16 protein-coding genes are annotated in these 26924 nt (G+C 52.0%); 12 read left to right on the top strand and 4 right to left on the bottom strand.

Features of this window, described 5'->3' with window-relative positions; translation table 11 throughout:
• Positions 1-58 precede the first annotated feature (58 nt).
• The 4 genes from rplL to ACNRUY_RS07415 all read left to right on the top strand — a co-directional run bounded on the left by rplL (position 59) and on the right by ACNRUY_RS07415 (position 10721).
• On the top strand, positions 59-433 hold the full coding sequence (rplL, locus tag ACNRUY_RS07430) for a 50S ribosomal protein L7/L12 (RefSeq protein ID WP_488111019.1): 375 nt from the start codon (positions 59-61) through the stop codon (positions 431-433).
• Positions 434-1397: 964 nt separating this feature from the next.
• A complete protein-coding gene (gene rpoB, locus ACNRUY_RS07425) occupies positions 1398-5474 on the top strand; it encodes a DNA-directed RNA polymerase subunit beta (RefSeq protein WP_488111018.1) in 4077 nt (1358 codons plus the stop codon).
• A gap of 83 nt (positions 5475-5557) precedes the next feature.
• The gene (rpoC, locus tag ACNRUY_RS07420; protein WP_488111017.1) at positions 5558-9769 is read left to right on the top strand and encodes a DNA-directed RNA polymerase subunit beta'; all 4212 of its coding nucleotides are present in this window, start codon (positions 5558-5560) and stop codon (positions 9767-9769) included.
• 193 nt (positions 9770-9962) lie between these two features.
• Positions 9963-10721 carry a TlyA family RNA methyltransferase gene (locus ACNRUY_RS07415; protein WP_488111016.1) on the top strand — a complete coding sequence of 253 codons (759 nt, stop codon included), beginning with the start codon at positions 9963-9965 and terminating at the stop codon, positions 10719-10721.
• A 9-nt stretch (positions 10722-10730) separates the two neighbouring features.
• Here ACNRUY_RS07415 and ACNRUY_RS07410 read toward each other — a convergent pair whose 3' ends face one another.
• The 3 genes from ACNRUY_RS07410 to glpX all read right to left on the bottom strand — a co-directional run bounded on the left by ACNRUY_RS07410 (position 10731) and on the right by glpX (position 12544).
• The gene (locus ACNRUY_RS07410) at positions 10731-10991 is read right to left on the bottom strand and encodes a hypothetical protein (RefSeq protein ID WP_488111015.1); all 261 of its coding nucleotides are present in this window, start codon (positions 10989-10991) and stop codon (positions 10731-10733) included.
• 201 nt (positions 10992-11192) lie between these two features.
• The gene (locus ACNRUY_RS07405; protein WP_488111014.1) at positions 11193-11456 is read right to left on the bottom strand and encodes a YihD family protein; all 264 of its coding nucleotides are present in this window, start codon (positions 11454-11456) and stop codon (positions 11193-11195) included.
• A gap of 77 nt (positions 11457-11533) precedes the next feature.
• Complete coding sequence (gene glpX / locus ACNRUY_RS07400) at positions 11534-12544, bottom strand: class II fructose-bisphosphatase (protein WP_488111013.1); 1011 nt, start codon at positions 12542-12544, stop codon at positions 11534-11536.
• A gap of 314 nt (positions 12545-12858) precedes the next feature.
• On the opposite strand from glpX, the gene ACNRUY_RS07395 reads away from it, so the two are divergent.
• Positions 12859-15234: a hypothetical protein gene (locus ACNRUY_RS07395; protein ID WP_488111012.1), complete on the top strand. Its 2376-nt coding sequence runs from the start codon at positions 12859-12861 to the stop codon at positions 15232-15234.
• Positions 15235-15414: 180 nt separating this feature from the next.
• On the opposite strand, the gene fusA (ACNRUY_RS07390) is transcribed toward ACNRUY_RS07395, so the two are convergent.
• Positions 15415-17505, bottom strand: coding sequence for an elongation factor G (gene fusA, locus ACNRUY_RS07390; protein ID WP_488111011.1), 2091 nt, complete (start codon positions 17503-17505; stop codon positions 15415-15417).
• A gap of 387 nt (positions 17506-17892) precedes the next feature.
• Here fusA (ACNRUY_RS07390) and rpsL point away from each other — a divergent pair, with 387 nt between their 5' ends.
• From rpsL to ACNRUY_RS07355, 7 genes are all read left to right on the top strand, one after another.
• Entirely contained in the window at positions 17893-18267 is a 375-nt protein-coding gene (gene rpsL, locus ACNRUY_RS07385; protein ID WP_034841716.1) for a 30S ribosomal protein S12, read from the top strand.
• A 186-nt stretch (positions 18268-18453) separates the two neighbouring features.
• Positions 18454-18924: a 30S ribosomal protein S7 gene (gene rpsG, locus ACNRUY_RS07380; protein ID WP_488111010.1), complete on the top strand. Its 471-nt coding sequence runs from the start codon at positions 18454-18456 to the stop codon at positions 18922-18924.
• A 15-nt stretch (positions 18925-18939) separates the two neighbouring features.
• On the top strand, positions 18940-21042 hold the full coding sequence (fusA, locus tag ACNRUY_RS07375) for an elongation factor G (protein ID WP_488111009.1): 2103 nt from the start codon (positions 18940-18942) through the stop codon (positions 21040-21042).
• Positions 21043-21137: 95 nt separating this feature from the next.
• The gene (gene tuf, locus ACNRUY_RS07370) at positions 21138-22331 is read left to right on the top strand and encodes an elongation factor Tu (protein WP_488111008.1); all 1194 of its coding nucleotides are present in this window, start codon (positions 21138-21140) and stop codon (positions 22329-22331) included.
• A gap of 797 nt (positions 22332-23128) precedes the next feature.
• A complete protein-coding gene (locus ACNRUY_RS07365) occupies positions 23129-23833 on the top strand; it encodes a SapC family protein (RefSeq protein WP_488111007.1) in 705 nt (234 codons plus the stop codon).
• A gap of 244 nt (positions 23834-24077) precedes the next feature.
• Complete coding sequence (locus tag ACNRUY_RS07360; protein WP_488111006.1) at positions 24078-24932, top strand: dienelactone hydrolase family protein; 855 nt, start codon at positions 24078-24080, stop codon at positions 24930-24932.
• Positions 24933-25262: 330 nt separating this feature from the next.
• Entirely contained in the window at positions 25263-26768 is a 1506-nt protein-coding gene (locus ACNRUY_RS07355; protein WP_488111005.1) for a hypothetical protein, read from the top strand.
• Positions 26769-26924: the final 156 nt, after the last annotated feature.

The following is a 26924-nucleotide window of genomic DNA, read 5'->3' as shown; positions in this document are numbered from 1 at the left end:
CTTTCTTGTTTAAACGAATTCCGGGGTTACCCCGCACAAGATTTTTGGAGATATAGACATGGCTCTGTCCAAAGAAGATATCCTGAATGCTATCGCTGAAATGTCTGTAATGGACGTTGTTGAACTGGTTGAAGCGATGGAAGAGAAGTTCGGCGTTTCTGCTGCTGCTGCCGTTGCTGCTGCTCCTGCTGCTGCTGGCGAAGCTGCTGCTGCTGAAGAGAAGACTGAGTTTGACGTTATCCTGACTGCCGCTGGTGACAAGAAGGTTAACGTAATCAAGGTTGTCCGTGCTGCTACTGGCCTGGGTCTGAAAGAAGCCAAGGCTGTTGTTGACGGTGCCCCAGCTCCTCTGAAGGAAGGCGCTACCAAGGAAGAAGCTGAAGAGCTGAAGAAGCAGCTGGAAGAAGCTGGCGCTTCCGTAGAAATCAAGTAATTTCTACCGATGCAGCTGACGCGTGGAAAACGCTCTGTCTTACTCTCCTGCTGACTCAGGAGGAGAGTGCTCTGAGAGCGAAAAGTTTTTCACTGCAAAAGCATTGCATAATCCCGAGTCTGTTGCATAATAGATTCAGGTGGCTGGTGCCTGAGAAGGCGCCGGCCTTTTTTCCGTTGTATGAGCTATATCGTCTGACCGCTATGTTTATCCCCTGAGTGTCTGTTGGCAGGTTCTGCTTTTCCCCGCTTTAGTCTTGAGAGACGTTGAAGATATTACGGGGCTAAGGGAGGTTTGCCTGTGTGATCAGAGCCTGGGTTGTGGCGGCGACAGGAAATTGTGGTGCTGGTCGGGTTTTCAAGTGGAATCAAGGTTCCATAAAAGCGATCTGGAGGATGGCTTCCTGTTTAAGGAGGTTGTTTTTGGTACCACTTCGCAGAGAGCTGTGAGATGATGGTTGATTACTGTGGGTGAACTGCGGAGATCCATCTCTAGTCAGAGGGTCGCAGTCGTCTGACATTCCCAGAAATGACGGGTTCTGTTTGCAGAGCCGGTGGGAATCAATCAGCCGGAACAACAACAGCTGAGCGCTGGAGATACGGTTTATCAAGTCTTTTCAAGGGCATGAAATAACGGCATTTCCAGATTACAAACCGCTTCCATTACAGCAGGTAATGAGAGCGGTATTGCTGTGAGTGTGTGGTAACAAAAAAATGGGTATGGATGTCTGTCCAGAGTGCTGGAAGTGTGCTGACCAGGCCAGGCGCTAAAGCTCATGCAACGGTTTCAGAGGGTTGAAGTGACCCTCAAGTGTCTACAACGACTATAGGGTGTCTGCAACGACCCTTTAATTGTCGAAAACTATTGGTTGGAAATAGGGAGCCACCCGCTCTCAAACAGACCTTAAATGGCCAGGCTATGCAGCCTGAGGCCAGTAAACAGGTAACCAAGCTGGGGAACGCTGATGGCATACTCGTATACAGAGAAAAAACGCATCCGCAAGGACTTCGGCAAGTTGCCGCATGTCATGAATGTGCCGTACCTGCTGGCGATTCAGCTTGATTCGTATCACAAGCTGTTGCAGTCAGGTAAAGAACCGGCCGCCAGGGAAGACATCGGGCTGCACGCAGCCTTCAAGTCCGTCTTTCCTATCGTAAGTTATTCCGGCAATGCGGCGCTTGAATATGTTAGCTACAGGCTGGGCACTCCTGCTTTTGATGTCAAGGAGTGTCAGCTCAGGGGCGTGACCTACGCAGTACCGCTGCGGGTCAAGGTACGCCTGATTATCTACGATAAAGATTCTGCCAACAAGGCAATCAAGGACATCAAGGAACAGGAAGTGTACATGGGCGAGATTCCGCTCATGACCGATAACGGTACCTTTGTTATTAATGGTACTGAACGGGTTATCGTTTCCCAGCTGCACCGTTCACCCGGTGTATTCTTCGATAACGACCGCGGTAAAACACACTCTTCCGGTAAGCTGCTCTACTCTGCCCGGGTAATCCCTTACCGTGGCTCCTGGCTGGATTTCGAATACGATCCAAAGGATCTGCTGTTTGTCCGGATTGACCGTCGCCGTAAACTGCCCGCCACCATTCTGCTGCGTGCACTGGGTCTGTCCAATGAAGAAATTCTGGAAAAATTCTTCGACTTCGTTGAATTCAAGGTGGGTGCTGAGAAAGTCAGCACCGAACTGGTTGCAGATCGCCTGCGGGGTGAGGCTGCCGGCTTTGATATCCATGACAACCAGGGCAATGTAGTAGTTGAGCAGGGGCGCCGAGTGACTGCCCGTCATATCCGCCAGCTGCAGAAAGCCAACATTGATCGTCTGGAAGCACCGGTTGACTATATCTACGGCCGGGTTCTGGCCAAGACCGTTGTGCACAAGAGCACTGGCGAGATCATTGTTGACTGCAACACTGAAATCACCCCGGAAGTTTATGAAAAGCTGCTGTCCGCAGGCATCAAGAGTGTCGAAACACTCTATGTTAATGAGCTGGATTGTGGTTCCTACATTTCCGATACCCTGCGCACAGATACCACCACCAACCGTCTGGAAGCCCTGGTTGAAATTTACCGGATGATGCGTCCCGGTGAGCCACCGACACAGGACGCCGCGGAAGCGCTGTTCCAGAACCTGTTCTTCTCAACAGAGCGTTACGACCTGTCTGCGGTTGGCCGTATGAAGTTCAACCGTCGTCTGGGCCGTGAAGAAGACACTGGCTCCGGTGTGCTGGACAACGACGACATTATTGATGTCCTCAGAATTCTGGTGGATATCCGTAACGGTAAAGGCGTCTGTGACGACATCGATCACCTGGGTAACCGTCGTGTGCGCTCCGTGGGTGAAATGGCTGAAAACCAGTTCCGCGTCGGTCTGGTCCGGGTTGAGCGTGCCGTCAAGGAGCGTTTGAGTCTGGCAGAGTCCGAAGGCCTGATGCCCCAGGATCTGATCAATGCCAAGCCGGTTGCTGCGGCCATCAAGGAATTCTTCGGTTCCAGCCAGCTGTCCCAGTTTATGGACCAGAACAACCCGCTGTCCGAGGTAACCCACAAGCGTCGTGTGTCTGCACTTGGCCCGGGTGGTCTTACCCGTGAGCGTGCAGGCTTCGAAGTGCGGGACGTACACCCGACCCACTACGGCCGTGTCTGCCCCATTGAAACGCCGGAAGGTCCAAACATCGGTCTGATTAACTCCCTGGCCACCTATGCGCGGACAAACCCCTACGGCTTCCTGGAGTCTCCCTACCGTAAAGTAGTGGATGGCAAGGTCACCGATGAAATCGACTACCTCTCTGCTATTGAGGAAGGCGAGTTTGTAATCGCCCAGGCGTCAGCCGCCATGGATGAGAACAACAACCTGTCTGAAGAACTGGTTAACGTTCGTCATCGCAATGAATTTACCCTGATGGGGCCGGAAAAAGTCCAGTACATGGACGTTTCCACCAAACAGGTGGTCTCTGTTGCGGCGTCCCTGATCCCCTTCCTGGAGCACGATGACGCGAACCGGGCTCTCATGGGATCGAACATGCAACGTCAGGCAGTACCCACCCTGCGGGCTGACAAGCCTCTGGTCGGTACCGGCATGGAGCGGAACGTGGCTTCTGACTCCGGTGTCTGTGTGGTTGCCAAGCGCGGTGGTATGGTCGATATGGTCGACGCTGCCCGTATTGTGGTCCGGGTCAATGACGATGAAGTCCAGCCAGGTGAAGCCGGTGTGGATATCTACAACCTGACCAAATACACCCGTTCCAACCAGAACACCTGTATTAACCAGCGCGCTCTGGTGCAGGCCGGTGACCCGATCGCTCGTGGCGATATCATGGCGGACGGTCCTTCTGTAGACATGGGTGAACTGGCTCTGGGTCAGAACATGCGTGTGGCCTTCATGCCCTGGAACGGCTACAACTTTGAGGATTCCATCCTTATTTCCGAGCGGGTGGTTCAGGAAGACCGATTCACTACGATCCACATTCAGGAACTGACCTGTGTGGCCCGTGACACCAAGCTGGGTTCAGAAGAAATTACTTCTGATATTCCCAACGTGGGTGAGTCTGCCCTGAACAAGCTGGACGAAGCCGGTATCGTTTACGTGGGTGCCGAAGTAGGTGCTGGCGATATCCTGGTGGGTAAGGTTACTCCAAAAGGTGAAACCCAGCTGACTCCTGAAGAGAAGCTGCTGCGCGCCATCTTTGGTGAAAAGGCTTCTGACGTAAAAGACACCTCCCTGCGTGTACCGACCAGCGTCAAGGGTACGGTTATTGATGTACAGGTGTTCACCCGCGACGGTGTCGACAAGGACTCCCGTGCCCTGTCCATTGAGAAAGCCCAGCTGGACGAGTACCGCAAGGACTTGAATGAAGAGTTCCGTGTAGTTGAGCAGGATACCTTCGCCCGTCTGCGTGAAGCCCTGCGTGATCAGCCGGTTGCCCGTGGCCCGGGTCTGTCCAAGGGTGATCTGGTTTCCGACGCCTTCCTGGATGGCCTTGAGCACGAACAGTGGTTCAAGCTCTCCATGGCAGAAGAAAGCCTGAATGAGATGCTGGACCTGTCCCGTGAACAGCTGAAAGAGCGTCGTGCCCAGCTGGATGAGCGCTTCGAGGACAAGAAGAAGAAGCTCCAGACCGGTGATGACATGGCGCCTGGCGTTCTGAAGATCGTCAAGGTCTACTTGGCCATCAAGCGTCGTATCCAGCCTGGTGACAAGATGGCGGGTCGTCACGGTAACAAGGGTGTTATCTCCATCATCATGCCGGTGGAAGACATGCCTCACGATGATGAGGGTAATCCGGTGGATGTGGTACTGAACCCTCTGGGTGTACCTTCGCGGATGAACGTTGGTCAGGTGCTGGAAACTCACCTGGGTGCCGCGGCTCGTGGCCTGGGCACCAAGATCAACCGGATGCTGGAAGCTCAGAAGAGCATGGCTGAGCTGCGCAAGTTCCTGGATGAAGTCTACAACGGCGTACCAGGACACCGTCCGGTTGAGCTGGATTCCTTCAGCGATGCTGAAGTGATGGAGCTGGCCCGCAACCTGCGCGGTGGTGTGCCCATGGCCACTTCTGTATTCGATGGTGCCAAGGAGGCGGAAATCAAGCGCCTGCTGCGCCTGGCGGATATGGATGACAGTGGTCAGGTGACTCTGTACGACGGTCGTACCGGCGATGCTTTTGAGCGCCCGGTAACCGTAGGCTATATGTACATGCTGAAGCTGAACCACCTGGTAGACGACAAGATGCATGCTCGTTCTACTGGTTCCTACTCTCTGGTCACCCAGCAGCCTCTGGGTGGTAAGGCCCAATTCGGTGGCCAGCGTTTCGGGGAGATGGAGGTCTGGGCACTGGAAGCTTACGGTGCTGCCTACACCTTGCAGGAAATGCTGACCGTCAAGTCCGATGACGTGGCTGGTCGTACCAAGATGTACAAGAACATCGTGGATGGCGACCACAGAATGGAAGCCGGAATGCCGGAATCCTTTAACGTACTGTTGAAGGAAATCCGCTCTCTGGGCATCGACATCGAACTGGATACCGAATAACGACGACGTGTGGCCAGGGCGTGTGATGTCTTGATTGTCTTTTGACACAGGCACCACGCCTTGCACCGCGAGGAGATACGATCTTGAAAGACTTATTGAATCTGCTCAAGACCCAGGGCCAGACGGACGAATTCGACGCTATTCGGATTGGCCTGGCATCGCCGGAGATGATCCGGTCCTGGTCTTACGGCGAAGTAAAAAAGCCGGAAACCATTAACTACCGTACGTTCAAGCCTGAGCGTGACGGACTGTTCTGCGCCAAAATCTTTGGTCCGGTCAAAGACTACGAGTGCCTGTGTGGTAAGTACAAGCGCCTTAAGCACCGTGGTGTCATTTGTGAAAAGTGTGGCGTTGAAGTAGCGCTGGCCAAGGTGCGTCGTGATCGCATGGGGCACATTGAGCTGGCCAGCCCGGTGGCTCACATCTGGTTCCTGAAGTCCCTGCCGTCCCGTATCGGCCTGCTGCTGGATATGACCCTGCGTGATATCGAGCGGGTACTGTACTTTGAGTCTTACGTAGTGGTTGACCCAGGCATGACCACGCTGGAAAAGAACCAGCTGCTGTCTGATGAACAGTACTACGAAGCGCTGGAAGAATTTGGTGATGACTTCGACGCCCGCATGGGTGCCGAGGCGGTCAAGGCGTTGCTGGCGGATATTGACCTGGAAGACGAGGTGAATACCCTGCGGGAAGAGATTCCCCAGACCAACTCCGAAACCAAACTGAAGAAGCTGAGCAAGCGACTCAAGCTGGTAGAAGCTTTCCATAATTCAGGCAACAACCCTGAGTGGATGATTCTCACCGTGCTGCCGGTTCTGCCGCCGGATCTGCGTCCGCTGGTTCCTCTGGACGGTGGCCGTTTCGCCACGTCTGACCTGAACGACCTGTACCGCCGGGTGATTAACCGTAACAACCGTCTGAAGCGTCTGCTTGACCTGAACGCGCCGGATATCATTGTCCGTAACGAAAAGCGGATGCTGCAGGAGTCCGTGGACGCGCTGCTGGACAACGGCCGTCGTGGACGTGCCATTACCGGCTCCAACAAGCGTCCTCTGAAATCCCTGGCTGACATGATCAAGGGTAAGCAGGGTCGTTTCCGTCAGAACCTGCTGGGTAAGCGGGTAGACTACTCCGGTCGTTCCGTAATCACCGTAGGTCCTACCCTGCGTCTGCATCAGTGCGGCCTGCCCAAGAAGATGGCGCTGGAACTGTTCAAGCCGTTTATTTTTGGCAAGCTGGAAGGTAAGGGCCTGGCCACTACCATCAAAGCCGCCAAGAAGATGGTTGAGCGTGAAACTCCGGAGGTCTGGGACGTTCTGGCGGATGTGATCCGCGAACACCCGGTTATGCTGAACCGGGCGCCAACCCTTCACCGTCTCGGTATCCAGGCTTTTGAGCCGGTACTGATTGAAGGTAAGGCCATCCAGCTGCACCCTCTGGTTTGTGCGGCTTACAACGCTGACTTTGACGGTGACCAGATGGCGGTGCACGTACCGCTGACCCTGGAAGCCCAGCTGGAAGCCCGTGCCTTGATGATGTCCACCAACAACATCCTGGCACCGGCCAACGGTGAGCCCATTATCGTACCTTCCCAGGACGTGGTACTGGGTCTGTACTACATCACCCGTGAGCGCATCAATGCCAAGGGTGAAGGTATGGCATTCGTTGATATCGACGAAGTCATGCGTGCCTACCGCACCAAGGCTGTGGATCTCCATGCCCGGGTGAAGGTACGAGTTCACGAGAAGTACCGTGACAACGACGGCGTAGAGCATGACAACAAGTTCCTGGCAGACACCACTGTTGGCCGGATGATGCTCTGGGATATCGTGCCTGAAGGCCTGCCATTCTCGCTGGTCAACCAGGCCATGAAGAAGAAGGCGATTTCCGGCCTGCTCAATGCCTGTTACCGGAATGTGGGTCTGAAAGAAACCGTTATCTTTGCGGACCAGATGATGTACATGGGCTTCAGTTACGCCACCATCTCCGGTACCTCCATCGGTGTAAACGATTTTGTTATCCCGGATGACAAGGGCCGTATCATTGATGACGCCAACGAAGAAGTGCGTGAGATTGAAAACCAGTTTGCTTCCGGTCTGGTTACCCAAGGCGAGAAGTACAACAAGGTCATCGACATCTGGTCCCGGGCCAACGAAATGCTGGCCAAGCGCATGATGGACAACCTGAAGTCCGACACCGTGATCAACCGTGAGGGTGATAAGGAAGAGCAGGAGTCCTTCAACAGTGTTTACATGATGGCGGACTCCGGCGCACGGGGTAGTGCTGCCCAGATTCGTCAGCTGGCCGGTATGCGTGGTCTGATGGCCAAGCCGGACGGTTCCATTATCGAAACCCCCATTACGGCGAACTTCCGTGAGGGTCTGAACGTACTGCAGTACTTCATCTCTACCCACGGTGCCCGTAAGGGTCTGGCGGATACCGCTCTGAAGACAGCGAACTCCGGTTACCTGACCCGTCGTCTGGTTGACGTGGCCCAGGATCTGGTGGTCACTGAAGACGACTGTGGCACTACCGAAGGCCTGCTGATGACACCGCACATTGAAGGCGGTGACGTGGTTGAGCCTCTGGGCGAGCGTATTCTCGGCCGTGTGGTGGCTGAAGACGTTCTCAAGCCAGGCAGCGACAGTGAAATTGCAGTGCCTGCAGGCACCCTGATCGACGAAATGTGGGTCAAGCGCCTGGAGACCCTCAATGTTGATGAGATGCGTGTACGCTCCCCCATCAGCTGTGAAACCCGTCACGGTATCTGCTCCAAGTGTTATGGTCGTGACCTCGGTCGCGGACACCTGGTGAACAAGGGTGAGGCTGTGGGTGTTATTGCGGCCCAGTCCATCGGTGAACCGGGCACCCAGTTGACCATGCGTACCTTCCACATCGGTGGTGCGGCTTCCAGAAACGCTGCAGCTGACAGTGTTACTGTGAAGAACAAGGGCTCTGTCCGTCTGCTGAACCTGAAGTTCGTTGAACGTAACGACAATACTCTGGTGGCGGTAAGCCGTTCCGGTCAGCTGGCGGTGGCCGATGAATTCGGTCGTGAGCGCGAGCGTTACAAGCTGCCTTACGGTGCTGTACTGTCCGTTAAGGACGATGACCAGATTGAGGCAGGCCAGACCGTTGCCAAGTGGGATCCGCACACTCACCCGATTGTGACCGAGACCTCCGGTACGGTTAAGTTCCTGGGAATGGAAGAAGGCATTACCGTCAAGACCCAGACCGATGAGCTGACCGGCCTGTCCAACACCGAAGTGATGGATCCAAAAGACCGTCCTTCTGCGGGCAAAGACGTACGTCCTGCTATTCAGTTGCTGGATGCCAATGGCAAGGAACTGAAGCTGCCGGGTACCGATGTACCTGCCCAGTACTTCCTGCCGGCTAACGCGCTGGTGAACCTGGTGGACGGTGCCAGTGTTGAGGTGGGTGATGTATTGGCCCGTATTCCTCAGCAGTCTTCCGGTAACCGGGACATCACCGGTGGTCTGCCCAGGGTGGCGGATCTCTTTGAAGCCCGTAAGCCGAAAGAGCACTCTATCCTGGCGGAGATTTCCGGAACCATCGGCTTTGGTAAGGAAACCAAGGGTAAGAAGCGTCTGGTGATCACCCCGACCGACGGTGGCGATCCTTATGAAGAGCTGATTCCGAAGTGGCGTCACCTCAACGTGTTTGAGGGTGAGCAGGTGACTCAGGGTGAAGTTATCTCTGACGGTCCTACTAACCCCCATGACGTGCTGCGTCTGCTGGGTGTCAGTGAGCTGGCTCGCTATATCGTTAACGAAATCCAGGATGTATACCGCCTCCAGGGTGTAAAGATTAACGATAAGCACATTGAGACTATTCTGCGTCAGATGCTGCGGAAGGTTGAGATCACCGATACCGGTGACACTACCTTTATCCGTGGTGATCAGGTTGAGTACAACCGCCTGCTGGAAGAGAACGATCGCGCTGACCGTGAAGACAAGTTCCCGGCCAAGTTTGAGCGGGTACTGCTGGGTATCACCAAGGCATCCCTGGCCACTGAGTCCTTCATCTCTGCGGCTTCCTTCCAGGAGACCACCCGTGTCCTGACCGAAGCGGCGGTGACCGGCAAGCGGGACTACCTGCGCGGCTTGAAGGAAAACGTGGTTGTGGGTCGTCTGATCCCTGCGGGTACCGGTCTGACTTACCATGCCGAGCGCCGTAAGGGTCGTGAAGAAGTTGAGTTTGAAGCACCGGCCAAAGTGTCTGCTTCTGAAGTCGAGCAGGCTCTGTCCGACGCTCTTAACTTTGGTGAAGTCTGATTCAGACTTTAATGGGGTATGTTTTTCACATGCCCCATTCATTGTGAGTTCGATGAAAGCTGCCTTCGGGCAGCTTTTTTTGTAGCCTTTTTTCCATGAAAAACAGTGTGCTTCTTCATTTATCGCAGCTGATGTTGGTGCACACTGTTTTTCTTTCGCTATGGGCATTTGTTGAACAAAAGGTGTAGGAACAATGCAGCGAATTGACCAGTTACTGGTGAGCCAGGGAAAGGTGTCGTCCCGCAGCAGGGCCCAGCGTTTGATTGCAGAAGGCCGTGTGCAGGTTCAAATGGGCGGTGGTTGGGAAGCGCCGAAAAAAGCCGGGCAGAAATATCCGGATGGGGTAGAGATTAAAGTGGAGCTGGACGCAGCAGATCGCTTTGTCTCAAGAGGTGGGATGAAACTTGCTGGTGCACTTTCGGTTTCCAGTCTGGATATCACGAACCATGAAGTGATTGATGTTGGGCAGTCTACCGGTGGTTTCACTGATTGTGCTCTGCAGTCCGGTGCCGCCAAGGTGGTGGGGATTGAAGTGGGCCATGACCAGCTGGTGGACTCTCTTCGAGGGGATGGCCGGGTGGTTTGTCTGGAAGGGATGAACGCCCGGGAATTGCCTTTGTCTCTCCTGGAATACACGACCGGTGGGGGTGGTTTTGATTTGGCGGTGATGGATGTGTCGTTTATTTCCCAGACCAAAATCCTGCCATCGCTGGCACCACTGCTGAAACCGGGTGGTCAGCTTCTGAGCCTGGTTAAGCCCCAGTTTGAAGTAGGCCCATCGGGCCTGGGCAAGGGAGGAATTGTTCGGGATGCGGCTCTTTACCCGGAAGTGAAGAGCAAAATAACCGGCCTGTGTCAGCAGCTGGGCCTGAAGGTGCAGGGGTATTTTGAAAGTCCTATTCAGGGCGGGGATGGGAATCGGGAGTTCTTTGTCTGGGCTGAGCGCACTTAATAAACGGTTCTATGGTCCTAGTTTCCAGAGCCTGATCGGCAGCTGATAATGCTGGACTAGCTTGTTGAGGCGTTGCCAATGCTGATCGTCAGTGGGTCGAGTCAGGATCAGCACGATGCCGGCCTCCCTGTCCGTGAGCATGCTGTAATCGAGAGACTGTCCAACTGCTTCCGGCCAGTTATGGGCAAACTCCACTTCAATGGCATGGCTTTTCGTCAGGCAATCAATGCGTCGGCCATCGTCCAGTCGAAACTCAACTTTTCCACCCATTCCGCGGCACCATACCTTCTGATACCAGGATTCCACCGGGGCGCCTTGGCCGCCCATGGAATAAATGGCCAGAAGGCAGACTGTTCTTTGGGTGAGTTTGATGAAACCCGACCGGCCAAGGGGCATGGCTATCCTCAAAGTCGTTGTTAGAGCCCCTTGTATCGGCTGCTGTGAGGTTGGAGCCAGCGTCTTTTGTCTGGGTTATTTCAAGCCCCGGGCTTTCAGCAGAGCCGCTTTGAAGTCCACTTCCACATCTTTGGCGATACCCGGAATCATGGCATCCGGGGCTTCGCTCTTCATTTTCAGGTGATAGATCAGCTGATCGTCCGTAACCTGGCTCAGAGAGCCTTTATGGCCTGCTTCACTGGCCAGGGTTTCCAGGATTTCAACCAGGTTCAAGTGGCCCTGCTTTTGCCATTCGGGGGTCAGCAGCTCAATCAACTCGTTGATTCGATGGCAGCTCATGATCCGGCTCTCTTTACCTATTCGGGATGAAGCTCCCGTTCAGTGACGGGAGCGGTTGTGAGGGTGGGGTGGAGAAATTAAAGAATGATCTTTTTGATTTCGTCGTCTTTGCGATCCAGGTAATGGCTGGACTGGATTCGGCGAATGGTTCTGGACTTGCCTCGGACCACCAGGGTTTCGGAGGTGGCGATATTGCCATTACGGGTAATGCCCTGCAACAGGTCGCCTTTGGTGATGCCCGTGGCTGAGAAAACCACGTTGTCAGAGCTGGCCATATCGTCCATGCGCAGTACCACCCCCGGCTCAACGCCCATCTCCTGGCACCTTCGTCTTTCCTCGCGACCCGCTTCAATATTTTCCGGTGTCTCTCCCTTGGCTTGATCCCGAGTGACCAGCCGACCCTGCATATCTCCGCCCAGTGCACGAATCACAGCAGCAGACACCACACCCTCCGGTGCCCCCCCTACGCAGTACATCAGGTCAACTTCGCTATCGGGCATACAGGTCAGAATAGAAGCTGCCACATCGCCGTCGGGAATGGCAAAGACCTTGACCCCCATGGCCTGCATCATGGCAATGGCTGAATCGTGGCGGGGTTTGGCCAGGGTGATGACCACCAGGCTTTCCACGGGTTTGTGGAGAGCCTTGGCCACGTTCTGGATGTTTTCTTTCAACCCCAGGGTGAGGTCAATAATGCCTTTGGCTCCCGGGCCGCACACCAGCTTTTCCATGTACATATCCGGAGCTTTCAGGAAAGAGCCTTTCTCCCCGGCGGCCAGCACAGCAATAGCGTTATTTTGCCCCATGGCGGTCATGCGGGTGCCTTCAATGGGGTCCACGGCAATGTCCACACTCTCGCCGGAGCCGGTGCCTACCTTTTCGCCAATGTAGAGCATGGGGGCTTCATCGATCTCGCCTTCGCCAATAACGATCTCTCCTTCCATGTCGACTTTGTTCAACATGGCACGCATGGCTTCAACCGCAGCGCCGTCTGCTGCGTTTTTGTCGCCTCGGCCCAGCCATTTGTAGCCGGCCAGGGCGGCTGCTTCGGTGACTCGGGAGAATTCAATTGCCAGTTCGCGTTTCATAGACCTTGTATCGTTGCAGGTGAAGATTGGTCGGTACTGTATCACAAATGCCCATAGTGAAAGAAAAACATTTTGCTCCCCTCTCTTGTCAGGAGAAGTAGCAATGAATTTATTTTTGTAACAGTGCTTTAAGGGAGATTTATTTGTTTTTTATCTCAATCAAAGATGGCAATGGAACTAATGTTGAATTTGATGGTCATTAGGGGCAATGGATGATAATTGCCTTTTAAAAGGCTGCTTGATTAACTTGTTTGATGGCTTTTGAAGAGTTGTCACCCGTTAATAACTTATATAAACCTCGAGGTATTAATACAATGGATTCATTGCATGACCATTTTTTGGCATTGAGTGCGCAGATTGCCCGTGATAATGGAGAGAAGCAACCTTCTTCGAAAGAGTTGATGGAAAAGGATGTTGTTTTAGAGGATGAGAAACCCAAATTAAGAGATATTGCAAAGAGACCATGGGGTTATCGATTTGGTCGGATTGATGTTCCGCTTGCAGAGGGGCAAAATTTTATTAGGAGGGTGATTGTAGATTATTTCAGGGGATCTGAGCATTTTCGTGAGGTGGCTGGTTTCAAAGGGAAGCCTCTGTGTGAACGGCATGTAAAGGTTGTGGATGGAATTAAGGAGCTTCCTTTTGGTAGTAGAGATCAATGTATTGATTTGGAGGAAAAGGTCGCTTCAGATTGGGGAAGTTCTTATTTTAAGGAGTTTCAGGAGCTGGAAATCGCTTTGGAAAAGGGGCTGGGCTGGCAAAAGGCAGCCAAGCAATTTGCAGGAAACTTGGCTAATCAGCCTTTAGATAGAAAGCTTGAGTACGTTTCGGCAATGCACAGGAATGCAAAGGATAAAGCTGAAATGGCTGGTGAGAAAAGTGTTCGTGAAAATTGGGGGGCGCTCCAGGAATTTCTTGGGAATCATGAGGAGTTATTGGATTTTTACAGTAAAAATATTAAACCTGGTGAAGTGCCTGTTGATATCGTGAATCAATTCAGTCGGATTTGGTTGAATGGGTTTTCTGAAGATCGATTTAGTAATTTGTTCTGTGATATGTTGCGGTCGGGATTGAGTGCTTCAGATGTCTGCAAGGTTCTTAATCATTTTTTTCAGGATGAAATAGAGCATTCTTCTTATTTAGAAATTTTGATGGAGCTTTTTCAATCGGAAACGGTGCAATTGGAAAGAAAGACTCCTGAGAATAGGGCTGATTATTGCGTGGCGCTGGCCAGCCTCTGCAAGGAATCCGAGCGAGAGCCGCTCGAAGTAGATGAATTTGATCAGGCCGTGATTGACTTTGCCGAGGTGAGAAAAACAGTATTGGATGATACTTTTGAGGGGGCTATCAAGAATATGCTTGAGCTTTCGCCCGTTGAGACGAGCACGGCAGCTACTGAGCGGTTAAGGTGTATTAAGTCAGGAATGGCATTGGTTGAGCTTGTTTCTCCAGATATGACCCTTGAGGTCGTTCACCAGTTGCAGGAAATTGGCAATAAATGGCATAAGGTGTTCCGGCTTGCTGAAGAGATTAAGAACAAGCCTGAGGTGTTGGAGGGCATAAAAGAGCTTACCGAAAAGATTATTCAACGGCCCGATCTGTTTGCGCTGAAGCCTTCTGAAACAAAGATAGAAGAGCAGATTAAGGAAAGTCATCGGCCTACTCGTGCTGGTGTCACACCGCGTTTTCAATCCCCTGATGTTAGCTGGGGTGGTTGGTTAAGAGGGGAAAAGACAGTAACTTTCAAAGAAGATGTTGTCAGAGCCGTTAATGGTGTTGTCCTGTTGGCGGAAAGACAGGACTCCGGAGTAGTGGTAGAGGAGGACTGTGAGGCTTTAGAAGTGAGAGGATTGCTTCGATTAAAGCGGATGGATGTGGTTAAGCGTGATTACCCTCATATTTTTCGAAGTGGTGCAGGCGAACTGGAAGCTGTAGGGGGGGGGGGTGAACAGGAAGTTGTCAGCCAGTCTTCAGACTCCTCATTTGACGAGGATGAGTTTGTATCCCTTAAGCCGTTTTATGGTGATTTGGAGAGGACTGAAGACAACCGATCTGATGATAATGATGAAGAAAACAGAGAAAAAGGTGCCCACTGTTTATTGATGTCGGAAGAATCTGACTGGACAAAGAGGTTGTGGCTGTCACCCTCAGAGGAAGAGGAGCGTGCATTGAAAGCGCTGTGGAGTGTCCGTAATTATCAGTTTGATGAAGAAGAGGGCGGCGTTCATGCTGCTGAGCAGCAGGGACAGACCGGTTATGAGTGGGAGAATGATGGTTCAGAGGGATTTGGCAGTTTGGATCTGCCCTCAATGGTGCCTGGCGCTGAGGATGGGCAATTGGTTCGGGCAAATAAGAGCGATGTTCGTCCGAAAATCGGTCCTTGCCCGCCGCCGCGGTTCACCACTTTTGGTTATGCTCCTCGGGAGAGGACTCCGTTTCTTGAAGAGATTCACTTGAAGCGGAATATGGATCAGCAGGGTCGGGAGGACGCTAGGATGATTCGTGAGAACAGGGTGAATGAGACTGTTTTACGGAGGAATCTGGATGACGGCGCGGGAGTGGATAGCCTTATGTCTTTTGCCAATGCGGGTATGGACAGTAGCTTCATGTCTATGACCGATACCGATACCATTGCCGGAGATTCGCTGCCAAACGACCCTTATGAGAGTGAGCGGTCATTAGAGGAGTAGAACTTTGTTTTGTTGCTATACGGGCGTTTAGGGGTTTAAGAAATAGGCCCGTACTGGCAAAGCCCCGGATAGCAGATAAACCACGATAAAAGATCCCGTCGGTTTATCTGCTATCCGGGTGCCTATCGGACTTGTGTTCGAACGCATAAGTCCGACAGGCTTCAGGCATCGGTAAAAGAATTACTTCTTCTTCTCAGCCTGGCGTGCTTTCTCTTCTTCGATAACCTTGTCAGCGACATTCTGTGGGCACTGAGCGTAGTGATCGAATTCCATGGAGAACTGGCCACGACCGGAAGTCATGGTACGCAGGGAACCGATGTAACCGAACATTTCAGACAGAGGTACGTTAGCCTTGATGCGAACGCCGGTACCGCCTGCTTCCTGACCTTCGATCATGCCACGACGGCGGTTCAGGTCACCAATAACGTCACCCACGTGATCGTCTGGAGTGAACACGTCAACCTTCATGATCGGCTCGAGCAGCTTGGGCTGTGCCTTGGGGATGGATTGACGGAAGGCGCCACGGGCTGCCAGTTCGAACGCGATGGCAGAGGAGTCAACGGCGTGGTAGGCACCGTCGAACAGCTCAATTTCAACGTCCAGAACCGGGAAGCCGGCCAGAACGCCGTTGTCCATCATGCTGGCGAAGCCCTTCTCAATGGCTGGGAAGAATTCCTTGGGTACGTTACCGCCCACAACCGTAGAAGTGAAGGTAAGGCCAGAGTTCTTCTCGCCGGGCTTGATGCGGTAGTCGATCTTACCGTATTGGCCGGAACCACCAGACTGCTTCTTGTGAGTGTAAGAATCTTCCACTTCAGCAGTGATGGTTTCACGGTAAGCCACCTGAGGCTCACCCACTTCCAGATCAACACCGTAAGTACGCTTCAGGATGTCGATCTTGATATCCAGGTGCAGTTCGCCCATGCCGCGCAGGATGGTCTGACCGCTGTCTTCGTCGGTGTGAACCAGGAAGGTCGGATCTTCAGCCACCATCTTGCCGATGGCGATACCCATCTTCTCGGAACCGCCCTTGTCCTTGGGAGCAACGGCGATGGAGATGACCGGATCAGGGAATACCATGGCTTCCAGTGTGCATGGGTTATTTGGAGAACACAGGGTGTGACCGGTCTGTACGTTCTTCATACCCACAACCGCGATGATGTCACCGGCCTGTGCAGAGGTCAGTTCCTTACGCTCATCCGCCTCCATCTCACACATCCGGCCGATACGCTCGGTCTTGCCGGTGAAGGAGTTCAGTATGGTGTCGCCCTTGTTCAGGACACCGGAGTAGACACGGATAAAGGTCAGGGCTCCGAAACGGTCGTCCATGATCTTGAAGGCCAGTGCGCGGAAAGGCTCTTCAATGGCAACAGTAGCGACTTCGCCAGTAGGTTCACCCATTTCGTCCGTCAGAGGCTGAGGCTCAACTTCCGTAGGGGAGGGCAGGTAGTCAACAACCGCGTCCAGAACCAGCTGGATACCCTTGTTCTTGAAGGCGGAACCACAGTAAGTGGGGAAGAATGCCAGCTCACGGGTACCCTTGCGGATGCAGGCCTTGATCTGGTCGATGGAGGGCTCTTCACCTTCCATGTACGCCATCATCAGGTCGTCGTCCATTTCAACAGCGGTTTCGATCAGTTGCTCGCGGTACATCTGAGCATCATCAACCATGTCCGCAGGGATGTCCTGAATGGAGAAGTTTTCTGGCAGACCGGTGTCGTCCCATACGTAAGCTTTCTGGCTCAGGACATCGACAACACCTACAAAATCGTCTTCAGTGCCGATGGGCAGGGTCATGATCAGCGGGTTAGCGCCCAGAACTTTCTTGACCTGATCGGTGACTCGATAGAAATCAGCCCCCAGACGATCCAGCTTGTTAACGAAGATGATACGGGATACACCGGATTCATCCGCGTAGCGCCAGTTGGTTTCGGACTGAGGCTCAACCCCACCGGAACCACAGAATACACCGATACCGCCATCCAGTACTTTCAGGGAGCGGTACACTTCTACGGTGAAGTCTACGTGTCCTGGAGTATCGATAACGTTCAGGCGGTGATCATTCCAGAATGTGGTGATCGCAGCAGACTGGATAGTAATGCCGCGCTCAGCTTCCTGTTCCATGAAGTCAGTGGTGGATTCACCATCATGGACTTCACCGGTTTTGTGGATTTTACCGGTCAGCTTCAGGATACGCTCGGTGGTGGTTGTTTTACCGGCATCGACGTGTGCGAAGATACCAATATTTCTATATTTAGAGAGATCTGACATGAGATGCTCGATTGTTCATGGAAAAAAATCAGCGGCATAGTTTAAAGGCTTTCAGCCAGATAGAGAACCAAAAGTAAACAAAGAAGTGGAAAATATCTATTTTAATGCCTCTCGTTCCCAGTTGCGCTCCCGGTGCTTTGTGGGAAACACCCCGCCCCTAGGGATATCCTGCCGGGGAGCGCTTGTACGCCAAAAGAAGGATAATCCTTGACGGCCGTTTGCTTCCTCCGTAAAATCTGTCCGCTTTATTTTGCCCTTGGTCTATTGGCAGTCCAAGGTGGTGGAAGTCGGTTTGCGCCGACTTTTGCTGTTTAAAGCGCGGATTTACATCCGGTAATCCTCTGACGGGTTGAATCCGAAGAAATAGAAACGATTGGAGTTCGCTGAATGGCAACTATTAACCAGCTGGTGCGCAAGCCCCGTAAGCGCAAGGTCAAAAAGACCGACGTGCCTGCGCTGCAGGCCTGCCCACAACGTCGCGGGGTTTGCACCCGTGTATACACAACCACCCCCAAGAAGCCTAACTCTGCGCTGCGTAAAGTTTGTCGTGTGCGTCTGACCAATGGCTTTGAGGTGACTTCTTACATCGGTGGTGAAGGCCACAACCTCCAGGAGCACAGCGTAGTGCTGATCCGTGGCGGTCGTGTAAAGGATTTGCCAGGTGTTCGTTACCACACCGTTCGCGGTAGCCTGGATACCCAGGGTGTTAACGACCGTAAGCAGGGCCGTTCCAAGTACGGTACCAAGAAGCCTAAGTCCTGATCCCGGATCTGACTTGAGTTTCTGCCTGTAAAACACAGGCAAGGCAACATTTAATACAGTGTTGCTCGCAAGACTGCTCGCAAGAGCCAGAATTGAAGATCAGGTTGATGAGAGTAAGGCCGGGTCCTTTTGAGTGAATCAAAAGAGCATCCTGGATTACCTGAAGACCGACGTAGAGGGCTTATCATGCCAAGAAGACGCGTAGTCGCTAAGCGCGACGTGCTGCCAGATCCAAAGTTTGGCAACAAAACACTCACCAAATTCATCAACCATGTGATGGTCAGCGGCAAGAAATCCGTCGCTGAGAAAATTGTATACGGTGCTCTGGATGCAGTTCAGGAACGCACCAATAAAGAGCCTCTGGAACTGTTCGAGAAGGCTCTGGAAACCATCGCTCCTATGGTAGAAGTCAAGTCCCGCCGTGTTGGTGGTGCGACCTACCAGGTGCCAGTTGAAGTTCGTCCGGCTCGTCGTACTGCTCTGGCTATGCGCTGGCTGGTAGACGCTGCGCGTAAGCGTGGTGAGAAGTCCATGAAGCTCCGCCTGGCTGGAGAATTGATGGATGCTGCCGAGAGCAAGGGTGCTGCTGTCAAGAAGCGGGAAGACGTGCATCGTATGGCTGAAGCCAACAAGGCGTTCTCTCACTATCGTTTCTAATCAGAGGATTGAGACGTGGCCCGTAAAACCCCGATTAACCGCTATCGCAACATTGGCATTTGTGCCCATGTTGACGCGGGTAAGACAACAACTACCGAGCGCGTCCTGTTCTACACCGGTCTGAGCCATAAGATCGGTGAAGTTCACGACGGCGCTGCTACCATGGACTGGATGGAGCAGGAGCAGGAACGTGGTATCACCATCACCTCTGCTGCGACCACCTGTTTCTGGCGTGGTATGGATGCCCAGTTTGAGGAGCATCGTGTCAACATCATCGACACTCCCGGACACGTTGACTTCACTATTGAAGTAGAGCGTTCCCTGCGGGTACTCGATGGTGCTGTTGTGGTTCTGTGTGGCTCTTCCGGTGTACAGCCCCAGACGGAAACCGTCTGGCGCCAGGCCGACAAGTACGAAGTCCCCCGTATGGTCTTCGTTAACAAGATGGACCGTACCGGTGCGGATTACCAGATGGTTATTGACCAGCTCCGTGACCGTTTGAAGGCCAATGCTGTTCCAATGCAGATGACCATTGGCGCTGAAGACGAGTTCAAGGGTGTGGTTGACCTGGTCAAGATGAAGGCCATCATCTGGAGCGAAGCTGATCAGGGTATGTCCTTCACTTATGAAGACATCCCGGCCGATATGGCGGACGCCTGCGCTGAAATGCGCGAGTACCTGGTTGAAGCCGCCGCTGAAGCCAACGAAGAACTGATGGACAAGTACCTGGAAGAAGGTGAACTGTCCGAGGAAGACATCAAGGTCGGCATCCGTGCCCGTACCCTGGCGAATGAAATCATCCCGGTCTTCGGTGGTTCTGCGTTCAAGAACAAGGGTGTCCAGGCGGTACTGGACGCAGTGATCGAATACATGCCTTCTCCGAAGGAAGTAAAAGCGATCGAAGGTGTTCTGGACGATAAGGACGGCACGGTTGAAACCCGTGAAGCGGACGACAATGCTCCGTTCTCTGCGCTGGCGTTCAAAATCGCGACTGATCCGTTTGTTGGTACTCTGACCTTCGTTCGGAACTACTCCGGTACCCTGAACTCCGGTGATACGGTTTATAATCCAGTCAAACACAAGAAAGAGCGTGTTGGCCGGATGGTGCAGATGCACTCCAATAACCGTGAAGAGCTCAAAGAGTGTCTGGCCGGTGACATCGTTGCCTTGATCGGTATGAAGGACGTTACTACGGGTGACACCCTTTGTGCCATGGACAGCGTCATCACTCTGGAGCGCATGGAGTTTCCTGATCCGGTTATCTCTGTTGCGGTTGAGCCGAAGACCAAGGCTGATCAGGAAAAGATGGGCATCGCTCTGGGCAAGTTGGCCCAGGAAGATCCCTCTTTCCGCGTTCACACCGACGAAGAGAGTGGCCAGACCATTATCTCCGGTATGGGTGAACTGCACCTGGACATCATCGTTGACCGTATGCGTCGCGAGTTCAAGGTGGAAGCCAATATCGGTAAGCCTCAGGTGGCCTACCGTGAGAAGCTCAAGGGCGGCGTCGATGCCAACCACAAGTTTGCCAAGCAGTCCGGTGGTCGGGGTCAATACGGCCACGTTGTAATTGAATTCACTCCTGCGGAAGCAGGAGAAGAAGGCCTGGAGTTCATCAACGAGATTGTGGGTGGTGTTATTCCGAAGGAATACATCCCGGCAATCCAGAAAGGCATCGAAGAACAGATGCAGAACGGTGTCATCGCTGGCTACCCTCTGCTGGGTCTGAAGGCCCGTCTGTACGACGGATCTTTCCACGATGTTGACTCCAACGAAATGGCGTTTAAAATCGCAGCATCCCAGGCACTGAAGAAGTACGCGCCTCAGGCGAACCCGGTACTGATGGAGCCCATGATGAAGGTCGAGGTGGTCACACCGGAAGACTACATGGGGGACGTTATGGGTGACCTGAACCGTCGTCGCGGCATTGTTCAGGGCATGGAAGACACGCCTTCTGGCAAAGTAATTAACGCTCAGGTGCCGCTGGGTGAAATGTTCGGCTACGCTACCGATCTGCGTTCAGCAACTCAGGGGCGTGCTACATACTCCATGGAGTTCCATGAGTATGCCGAAGCGCCCGCCAGCATTGCTGAGGCGGTCATTAAAAACATGGGTTAATACCAAATACCGTGTTCTAACTGCCTGAAAGGGCTGTTAGAATGCGGCGTTTAGTATGACTACCCCCGAACCATTGATATCAAAGGTCAAGAGACATGGCTAAGGAAAAATTTGAACGCTCGAAGCCGCACGTAAACGTCGGCACCATCGGTCACGTTGACCACGGTAAAACTACTCTGACTGCTGCACTGACTCGTGTATGCTCCGAAGTCTGGGGTGGCGAAGCTAAAGACTTCTCTCAGATCGACAACGCTCCTGAAGAGCGTGAGCGCGGTATCACCATCTCTACTGCTCACGTAGAGTACGATTCTCCAAACCGTCACTACGCTCACGTAGACTGCCCAGGACACGCTGACTACGTTAAGAACATGATCACCGGTGCTGCCCAGATGGACGGTGCTATCCTGGTATGTTCCGCTGCTGATGGCCCCATGCCTCAGACTCGTGAGCACATCCTGCTGTCCCGTCAGGTTGGCGTTCCTTACATCGTCGTATTCCTGAACAAGGCCGACATGGTTGACGACGAAGAGCTGCTGGAACTGGTTGAAATGGAAGTTCGTGAGCTGCTGGACACTTACGAGTTCCCAGGCGACGACACTCCAATCATCATCGGTTCTGCCCTGATGGCTCTGGAAGGTAAAGACGACAACGAAATGGGTACTACCGCTGTTAAGAAGCTGGTTGAAACCCTGGACGAGTACATCCCTGAGCCAGAGCGTGCTATTGATCAGCCGTTCCTGATGCCTATCGAGGACGTATTCTCCATCGCTGGTCGTGGTACCGTAGTAACTGGCCGTGTTGAGCGTGGTATCATCACTGTTGGTGAAGAAGTGGAAATTGTTGGTATCAAAGACACCACCAAGACCACTGTTACCGGCGTTGAAATGTTCCGCAAGCTGCTGGACGAAGGCCGCGCTGGTGAGAACATCGGTGCCCTGCTGCGTGGTACCAAGCGTGAAGAAGTTGAGCGTGGTCAGTGTCTGATCAAGCCAGGAACTGTAACTCCTCACTCCAAGTTCGAAGCAGAAGTTTACATTCTGTCCAAGGACGAAGGTGGTCGTCACACTCCATTCTTCAAGGGCTACCGTCCACAGTTCTACTTCCGTACCACTGACGTGACCGGTGCTGTAGAACTGCAGGAAGGCGTTGAAATGGTAATGCCTGGTGACAACATCAACTTTGTTGCTACCCTGATCAACCCAGTAGCAATGGAAGAAGGCCTGCGTTTCGCTATCCGTGAAGGTGGCCGTACCGTAGGTGCTGGTGTTGTAGCCAAGATCTTCGAATAATAAATTTTCATTTCTCGAAAATTTATCTCGAAACCCCGAAAAACCCCGGCTCTGCCGGGGTTTTTTTATGTACAGGGATGTACTGTATCCCGAGAACGCCTGGAGCGGATCTTGGGGTATTTACAGGGAGGTAATGTATGCTGGCTTTTGCCCTCACCCAAACCCTCTCCCAGAGGGAGAGGGCTTTAAACGTTTGCACCGCAAACTCCCTCTGCCTGAGAAAGGGCTTTAAACGTTTGCACCGCAAACTCCCTCTGCCTGAGAAAGGGCTTTAAACGTTTGCACCGCCAAACTCCCTCTGTCTGAGAGAGGGCTTTAAACGTTTGCACCGCCAAACTCCCTCTGTCTGAGAGAGGGCTTTAAATATTTGCACCATCCCCCCCTCTCCCTCTGGGAGATGCTTTAGATATTTGCACCGTCAAACCCCCTCTCCCTTTGGGAGAGGGCTGGGGTGAGGGAAAACGGTGTAGGGGTCATGGCGAAGACACAAAACCAGCTACTGAAGCCTCGGTATAACCTATGCGAGTTACCCAGGCCTAGCCAGGGGGGGCCTGGCGATAAATTAGTCCTCTTGAAACAAAACTGTAACACTTCTGTCATTTAATACACGCTGGTTTGAATAAACCGGAATAAGAAAAATAGCTTGCTCAACTGGCAGGGTTCATCAAAGCAACTATGCTTCCCTTTTTCACAACCATATAACTGTATATTCATTGAACCCTTGATTGGGCTGTGTGAGAATTTGAGACTCAGGTCAGCTCAATAAACAGTCTATAAAATAAAGCGGACTTAGTACTATGGCAGCATTACTGTTTTATGATGATCCCACATTCCTTAATCGTGAGGCGCACAAGACGCTGCGGTTCAAGGCCTCCTCGGATTACTCCTTTACCCAGGACGTGAACTCCGTCCCCCTGACTGGCATTGAGTTTTTCGAGGCCAGCCGGGATATGCCAGTTCTGTTCAGCAAGGATGAACAGGGGGATTACTTTCCTCTGGCCCTGTTGTCCCTGATGGAAGCAGGGCATAGGCACCTGGGGGAAGCGGGCAGTTGGAGTGACAGTTATATTCCGGCGTTTATCCGCCGCTACCCCTTTGCCCTGACCGATGAGGGTACGGTCTGTTTTGACCAGAAAGCGAGCCAGTTTAAAGGGGAGGAAGGTGAGGAGCTCTTTAATGAAGAGGGAGAAAACTCTGAAACCCTGAACAATATTATTGAGTTTCTTAATAACTATGACCAGCAGTACAAGAATACCCTTGAATACTGTGGGGAATTAAAAGACCTTGATCTGTTTACGCCGTTCAACCTCCAGATTCTCCTGGACAAAGACAATCCATTAAGGCTGGAAGGGTTGTTTGCCATAGACGAGAAAAAACTGGCGGATATCCCGGAAGATAAGGTCAAGAAGTGGTTTGATGCTGGATGGCTGGCCTGGACTTATGCGCACCTTCATTCTCTGGGTGCATTGAACCGTCTGGTGAAACGTCAGAAAGAGGATTGACTCTCTGTACCTGTGTGCCCGGTGCTTTTTCTTATACCCATGAGGCGAAAGGGCTGGGCTTTCATGTTCAATGAGGGGGCAAACTCCCTGGTTCAACGATTGTTGATGTCAGCCGCTACTCCAATGGGCTTAGTAAGTGGTGGCCTGAGAAAATCAGAACGATAGGCAGTGCTCTGATTCAATAACAACAACATCAGAAATGAAAGCCAACTGCAGTAGGCTTTTCGTTTGATTGAGAGCGTCTATGAAACGATCTTTTCCCCGTAAAAGAGCTTTGAAGCTGTCGATTGTTCTGCTTCCGCTATTGGGGATGCTGATGGTTTTAAACTACTTCTGGCCGTACAGAGATGCATTGCTGGTGGGCACTCGAAACTGGCAGCAGCTTGGCCAGCTCATTATCCCCCATATTTCTATCAGGCTTCCCAGCGGAAAGGGGCCATTCCCTGTGGTGATATTGATACCCGGCTGTGAAGGGGACAAGCCGGAAAGAACCGTGCCAAGGATGGAGTGGCTGGTCAGCCGGGGGTATATGGCGGTAATGGTGGACAGCCATAAAGGGCGGGGGCTCACGGAAGATACGGTCTGTGGTGGCTATGCCCTGTGGGGTTCAGAAAGAGCCGGAGATATCTATGTTGCCATTGGCCATATCCGCAAGCAGCCTGAAGCGGACAAGAACAACATCGCTCTGCTGGGTTACTCCCATGGCGGATGGGCTATCCTGGATGCCCTTTCATACAATGGCAAGCCGCCCTACGCCCTGGCTTCAACCCCTCCCCACATTATGGCCAGCGTAAAAGCGGCTGTGGTTTACTATCCTTACTGCGATTTTCCGGTCAGAGCCCGCTACCAGTTCAACAGCAGGATACCGCTACTGGCCATCAATGCAGGGCAGGATACCTTGTTGAATCCCCGGAGCTGTGAGAGCCTGATGCAGTCATGGCAGGCTAAACAACTTCCGGTTACCAGTATTACGCTTCCCAGTGCAGGGCACGCTTTCGATGTCGAGGGGCACAAAAACCATGCTCCAGCCCTCCATCAACAGGCCCTGGGCGCGGTGGCTTTATTTTTGAGTACGGTTTTTGCAACGCCACAGCCATGACCGGGTAAGTCCATTCAACCCTGAAACAGGGGGGCAAGTAAGTTGTATTTTGCTGTGTTATTGATGGGAAGCGTATTGATCTACTGTTTTATTCAATATTTGTGATTAAGGCGGTTTTTTAACCGAGGATATGGAATTTAGTCACTTCTGTGGAAAATAGAAAATTTTTTGTTTAGGGTTTTTGTTATTTATGAATACGGTATTCATATTTGAGAAATTTGAGATATAGGGCTGTCTGTCCTTTGTTTGAGTTGCCAATATCCAGTTCTTTGTCTAATTTTGTTGAAAGTTTTTCAACCATCAGGGAGGAATTTTCATTGGCTGTATTTTATGAGATTTTTGCATTTTTTTATTTCTATCTTTCTTGTTCATAGTGCTTTAGCAGGTGATTTGTGGTCAACAGAGGCTAACTGTCCTTATTTTTCTATGGCTTTTTTGTTTTTCTATGGAATAAAAAATGATCGATTGAGCGAGGAATCCTTTGATAGCTTCTATTCTGCTCAGGGTGAACAGTATTTGCATGATTTTTCACTTTCTGAAAATACGGTGGGTCACCAGCGTGATAGAAAATTAATATTGGTTTGTTTTCCATTGTCAGGATTGGCGTCAGACCCTGTTTTGGCAAGCTGTAGTCAAGTCAGAGAGGATGATGGTGTGAGTGGTATTTCAGGACTACCTGGCAGTAGTTTGTTACTCGGTGGCTCTGGGGGTGGGGATGACGGTGGAGGTGGTGATGATTCAAACCAAAATAACAAAGGAAAGATTCCGGATGATTATGTTGGCGAACCTCCTCCCAAAAGACGCAAGAAAGGTGAAGGGCCTGTGTCAATGAACCGGGTTCTGGCAGCGTTAAAAGAAGTTGGTCCAGCTTCTTTAGGTACAATTTATGCGAAGCTGAGGGAGCTTAGTTCAGATATTCTTGTTGGTAAGGACAAGGATATTGTAAGGCGTAATTTAGTTCGTGCGAGAAACCGAGGAGAGGTTTTCCACCAAAAAACTGAGCTGCATTCAAATGCAGGGCTATGGAGTTACAACCACAATTATGTGGCTGTCAGAAATATTCGGATGACACAAATATTAGATAGTCTGGGTGAAGATCAAGTGGTTACAAACAATATAGAGCCCTCATTCAATGAAAATAATGTTCAGGCCGATTTTTCGATATTTGAAAATGGAGATGAGTTGTCTTTGTTACCTGAGCAAGATGAATTAGTTTGGGGGGAAGATATGGACTGTTCTGATTTATCCAGCTTGATGCAAAAGGAAGTTCAAGCTGGAATTGTTTTGACAAATAATGAAGGTGGAGATCCTGATCGGCCTTTAACGGTATCTGAAACATGTCTTGGCCTGACTGCTTTTGGGGGGATGGTCAATGTATCTGATTCAGGCAATTTGGCTCAAGAGGAGGATGAACCGGAAGCAACAGGCCAAGCTAAGGATGTAGAAAAAGCAGAAGTTCCAGTGGAAGAGGAGAAACCACCAAAGGACAGGTATCGCCTTCTCCGAGCACTTCTAGAAAAGAGTGACGATGTTAAGCCTTCGAACTATAGCTTGGCTGAAAGCAGAGATGGTGACTGTGAGCAACCGGCTCAATGGGGTGAGCCAGTTGCTTGTCCAATTGTCGTTGCTTGTGGGGTACAGTCGACGTACTGCCAGACTGGACAGCAGAGTTCAGAAACCGATAGATGTGTGATGCTCAACGGTCAGATGGCCAATACTCTGAGGGTGTTGGTTCGTCGTTATGTACAGATACAAACTCTACAGGTGCCGCCGGAGCATATACAGAAGGGTGCTGAAAGTAAAAATGACTCAACGGAAGACACTGTCCAGCCATGAGCTGGCTTCCAATAGCTGAAAGTGTCAGGTGTAGTAGTTCAGACCTGATCTGACAGTCACCGATTTTTCAGAGGGTGTCTGTCAGGTCAAATTCAGGCTACAAATTTTTCCTTCCAGATCTCTTTGCCATCTATCAGAGTTTCCATTGGCGTTCTT

The organism is Endozoicomonas sp. Z74, from assembly GCF_057680865.1.
The sequence above is the reverse complement of the archived record's forward strand: the minus strand, read 5'-3'. Positions and strand labels throughout refer to the sequence as shown.

Bases quoted from the DNA above. Each gene is read 5' to 3' on its own strand.
- rpsG (WP_488111010.1), top strand. From the start codon at position 18,454: ATGCCAAGAAGACGCGTAGTCGCTAAGCGCGACGTGCTGCCAGATCCA.
- glpX (WP_488111013.1), bottom strand. From the start codon at position 12,544: ATGAAACGCGAACTGGCAATTGAATTCTCCCGAGTCACCGAAGCAGCC.
- ACNRUY_RS07395 (WP_488111012.1), top strand. From the start codon at position 12,859: ATGGATTCATTGCATGACCATTTTTTGGCATTGAGTGCGCAGATTGCC.
- ACNRUY_RS07365 (WP_488111007.1), top strand. From the start codon at position 23,129: ATGGCAGCATTACTGTTTTATGATGATCCCACATTCCTTAATCGTGAG.
- ACNRUY_RS07355 (WP_488111005.1), top strand. From the start codon at position 25,263: ATGAGATTTTTGCATTTTTTTATTTCTATCTTTCTTGTTCATAGTGCT.
- rpoB (WP_488111018.1), top strand. From the start codon at position 1,398: ATGGCATACTCGTATACAGAGAAAAAACGCATCCGCAAGGACTTCGGC.
- ACNRUY_RS07415 (WP_488111016.1), top strand. From the start codon at position 9,963: ATGCAGCGAATTGACCAGTTACTGGTGAGCCAGGGAAAGGTGTCGTCC.
- ACNRUY_RS07405 (WP_488111014.1), bottom strand. From the start codon at position 11,456: ATGAGCTGCCATCGAATCAACGAGTTGATTGAGCTGCTGACCCCCGAA.
- rplL (WP_488111019.1), top strand. From the start codon at position 59: ATGGCTCTGTCCAAAGAAGATATCCTGAATGCTATCGCTGAAATGTCT.
- ACNRUY_RS07360 (WP_488111006.1), top strand. From the start codon at position 24,078: ATGAAACGATCTTTTCCCCGTAAAAGAGCTTTGAAGCTGTCGATTGTT.
- tuf (WP_488111008.1), top strand. From the start codon at position 21,138: ATGGCTAAGGAAAAATTTGAACGCTCGAAGCCGCACGTAAACGTCGGC.
- fusA (WP_488111011.1), bottom strand. From the start codon at position 17,505: ATGTCAGATCTCTCTAAATATAGAAATATTGGTATCTTCGCACACGTC.
- ACNRUY_RS07410 (WP_488111015.1), bottom strand. From the start codon at position 10,991: ATGGGTGGAAAAGTTGAGTTTCGACTGGACGATGGCCGACGCATTGAT.
- rpsL (WP_034841716.1), top strand. From the start codon at position 17,893: ATGGCAACTATTAACCAGCTGGTGCGCAAGCCCCGTAAGCGCAAGGTC.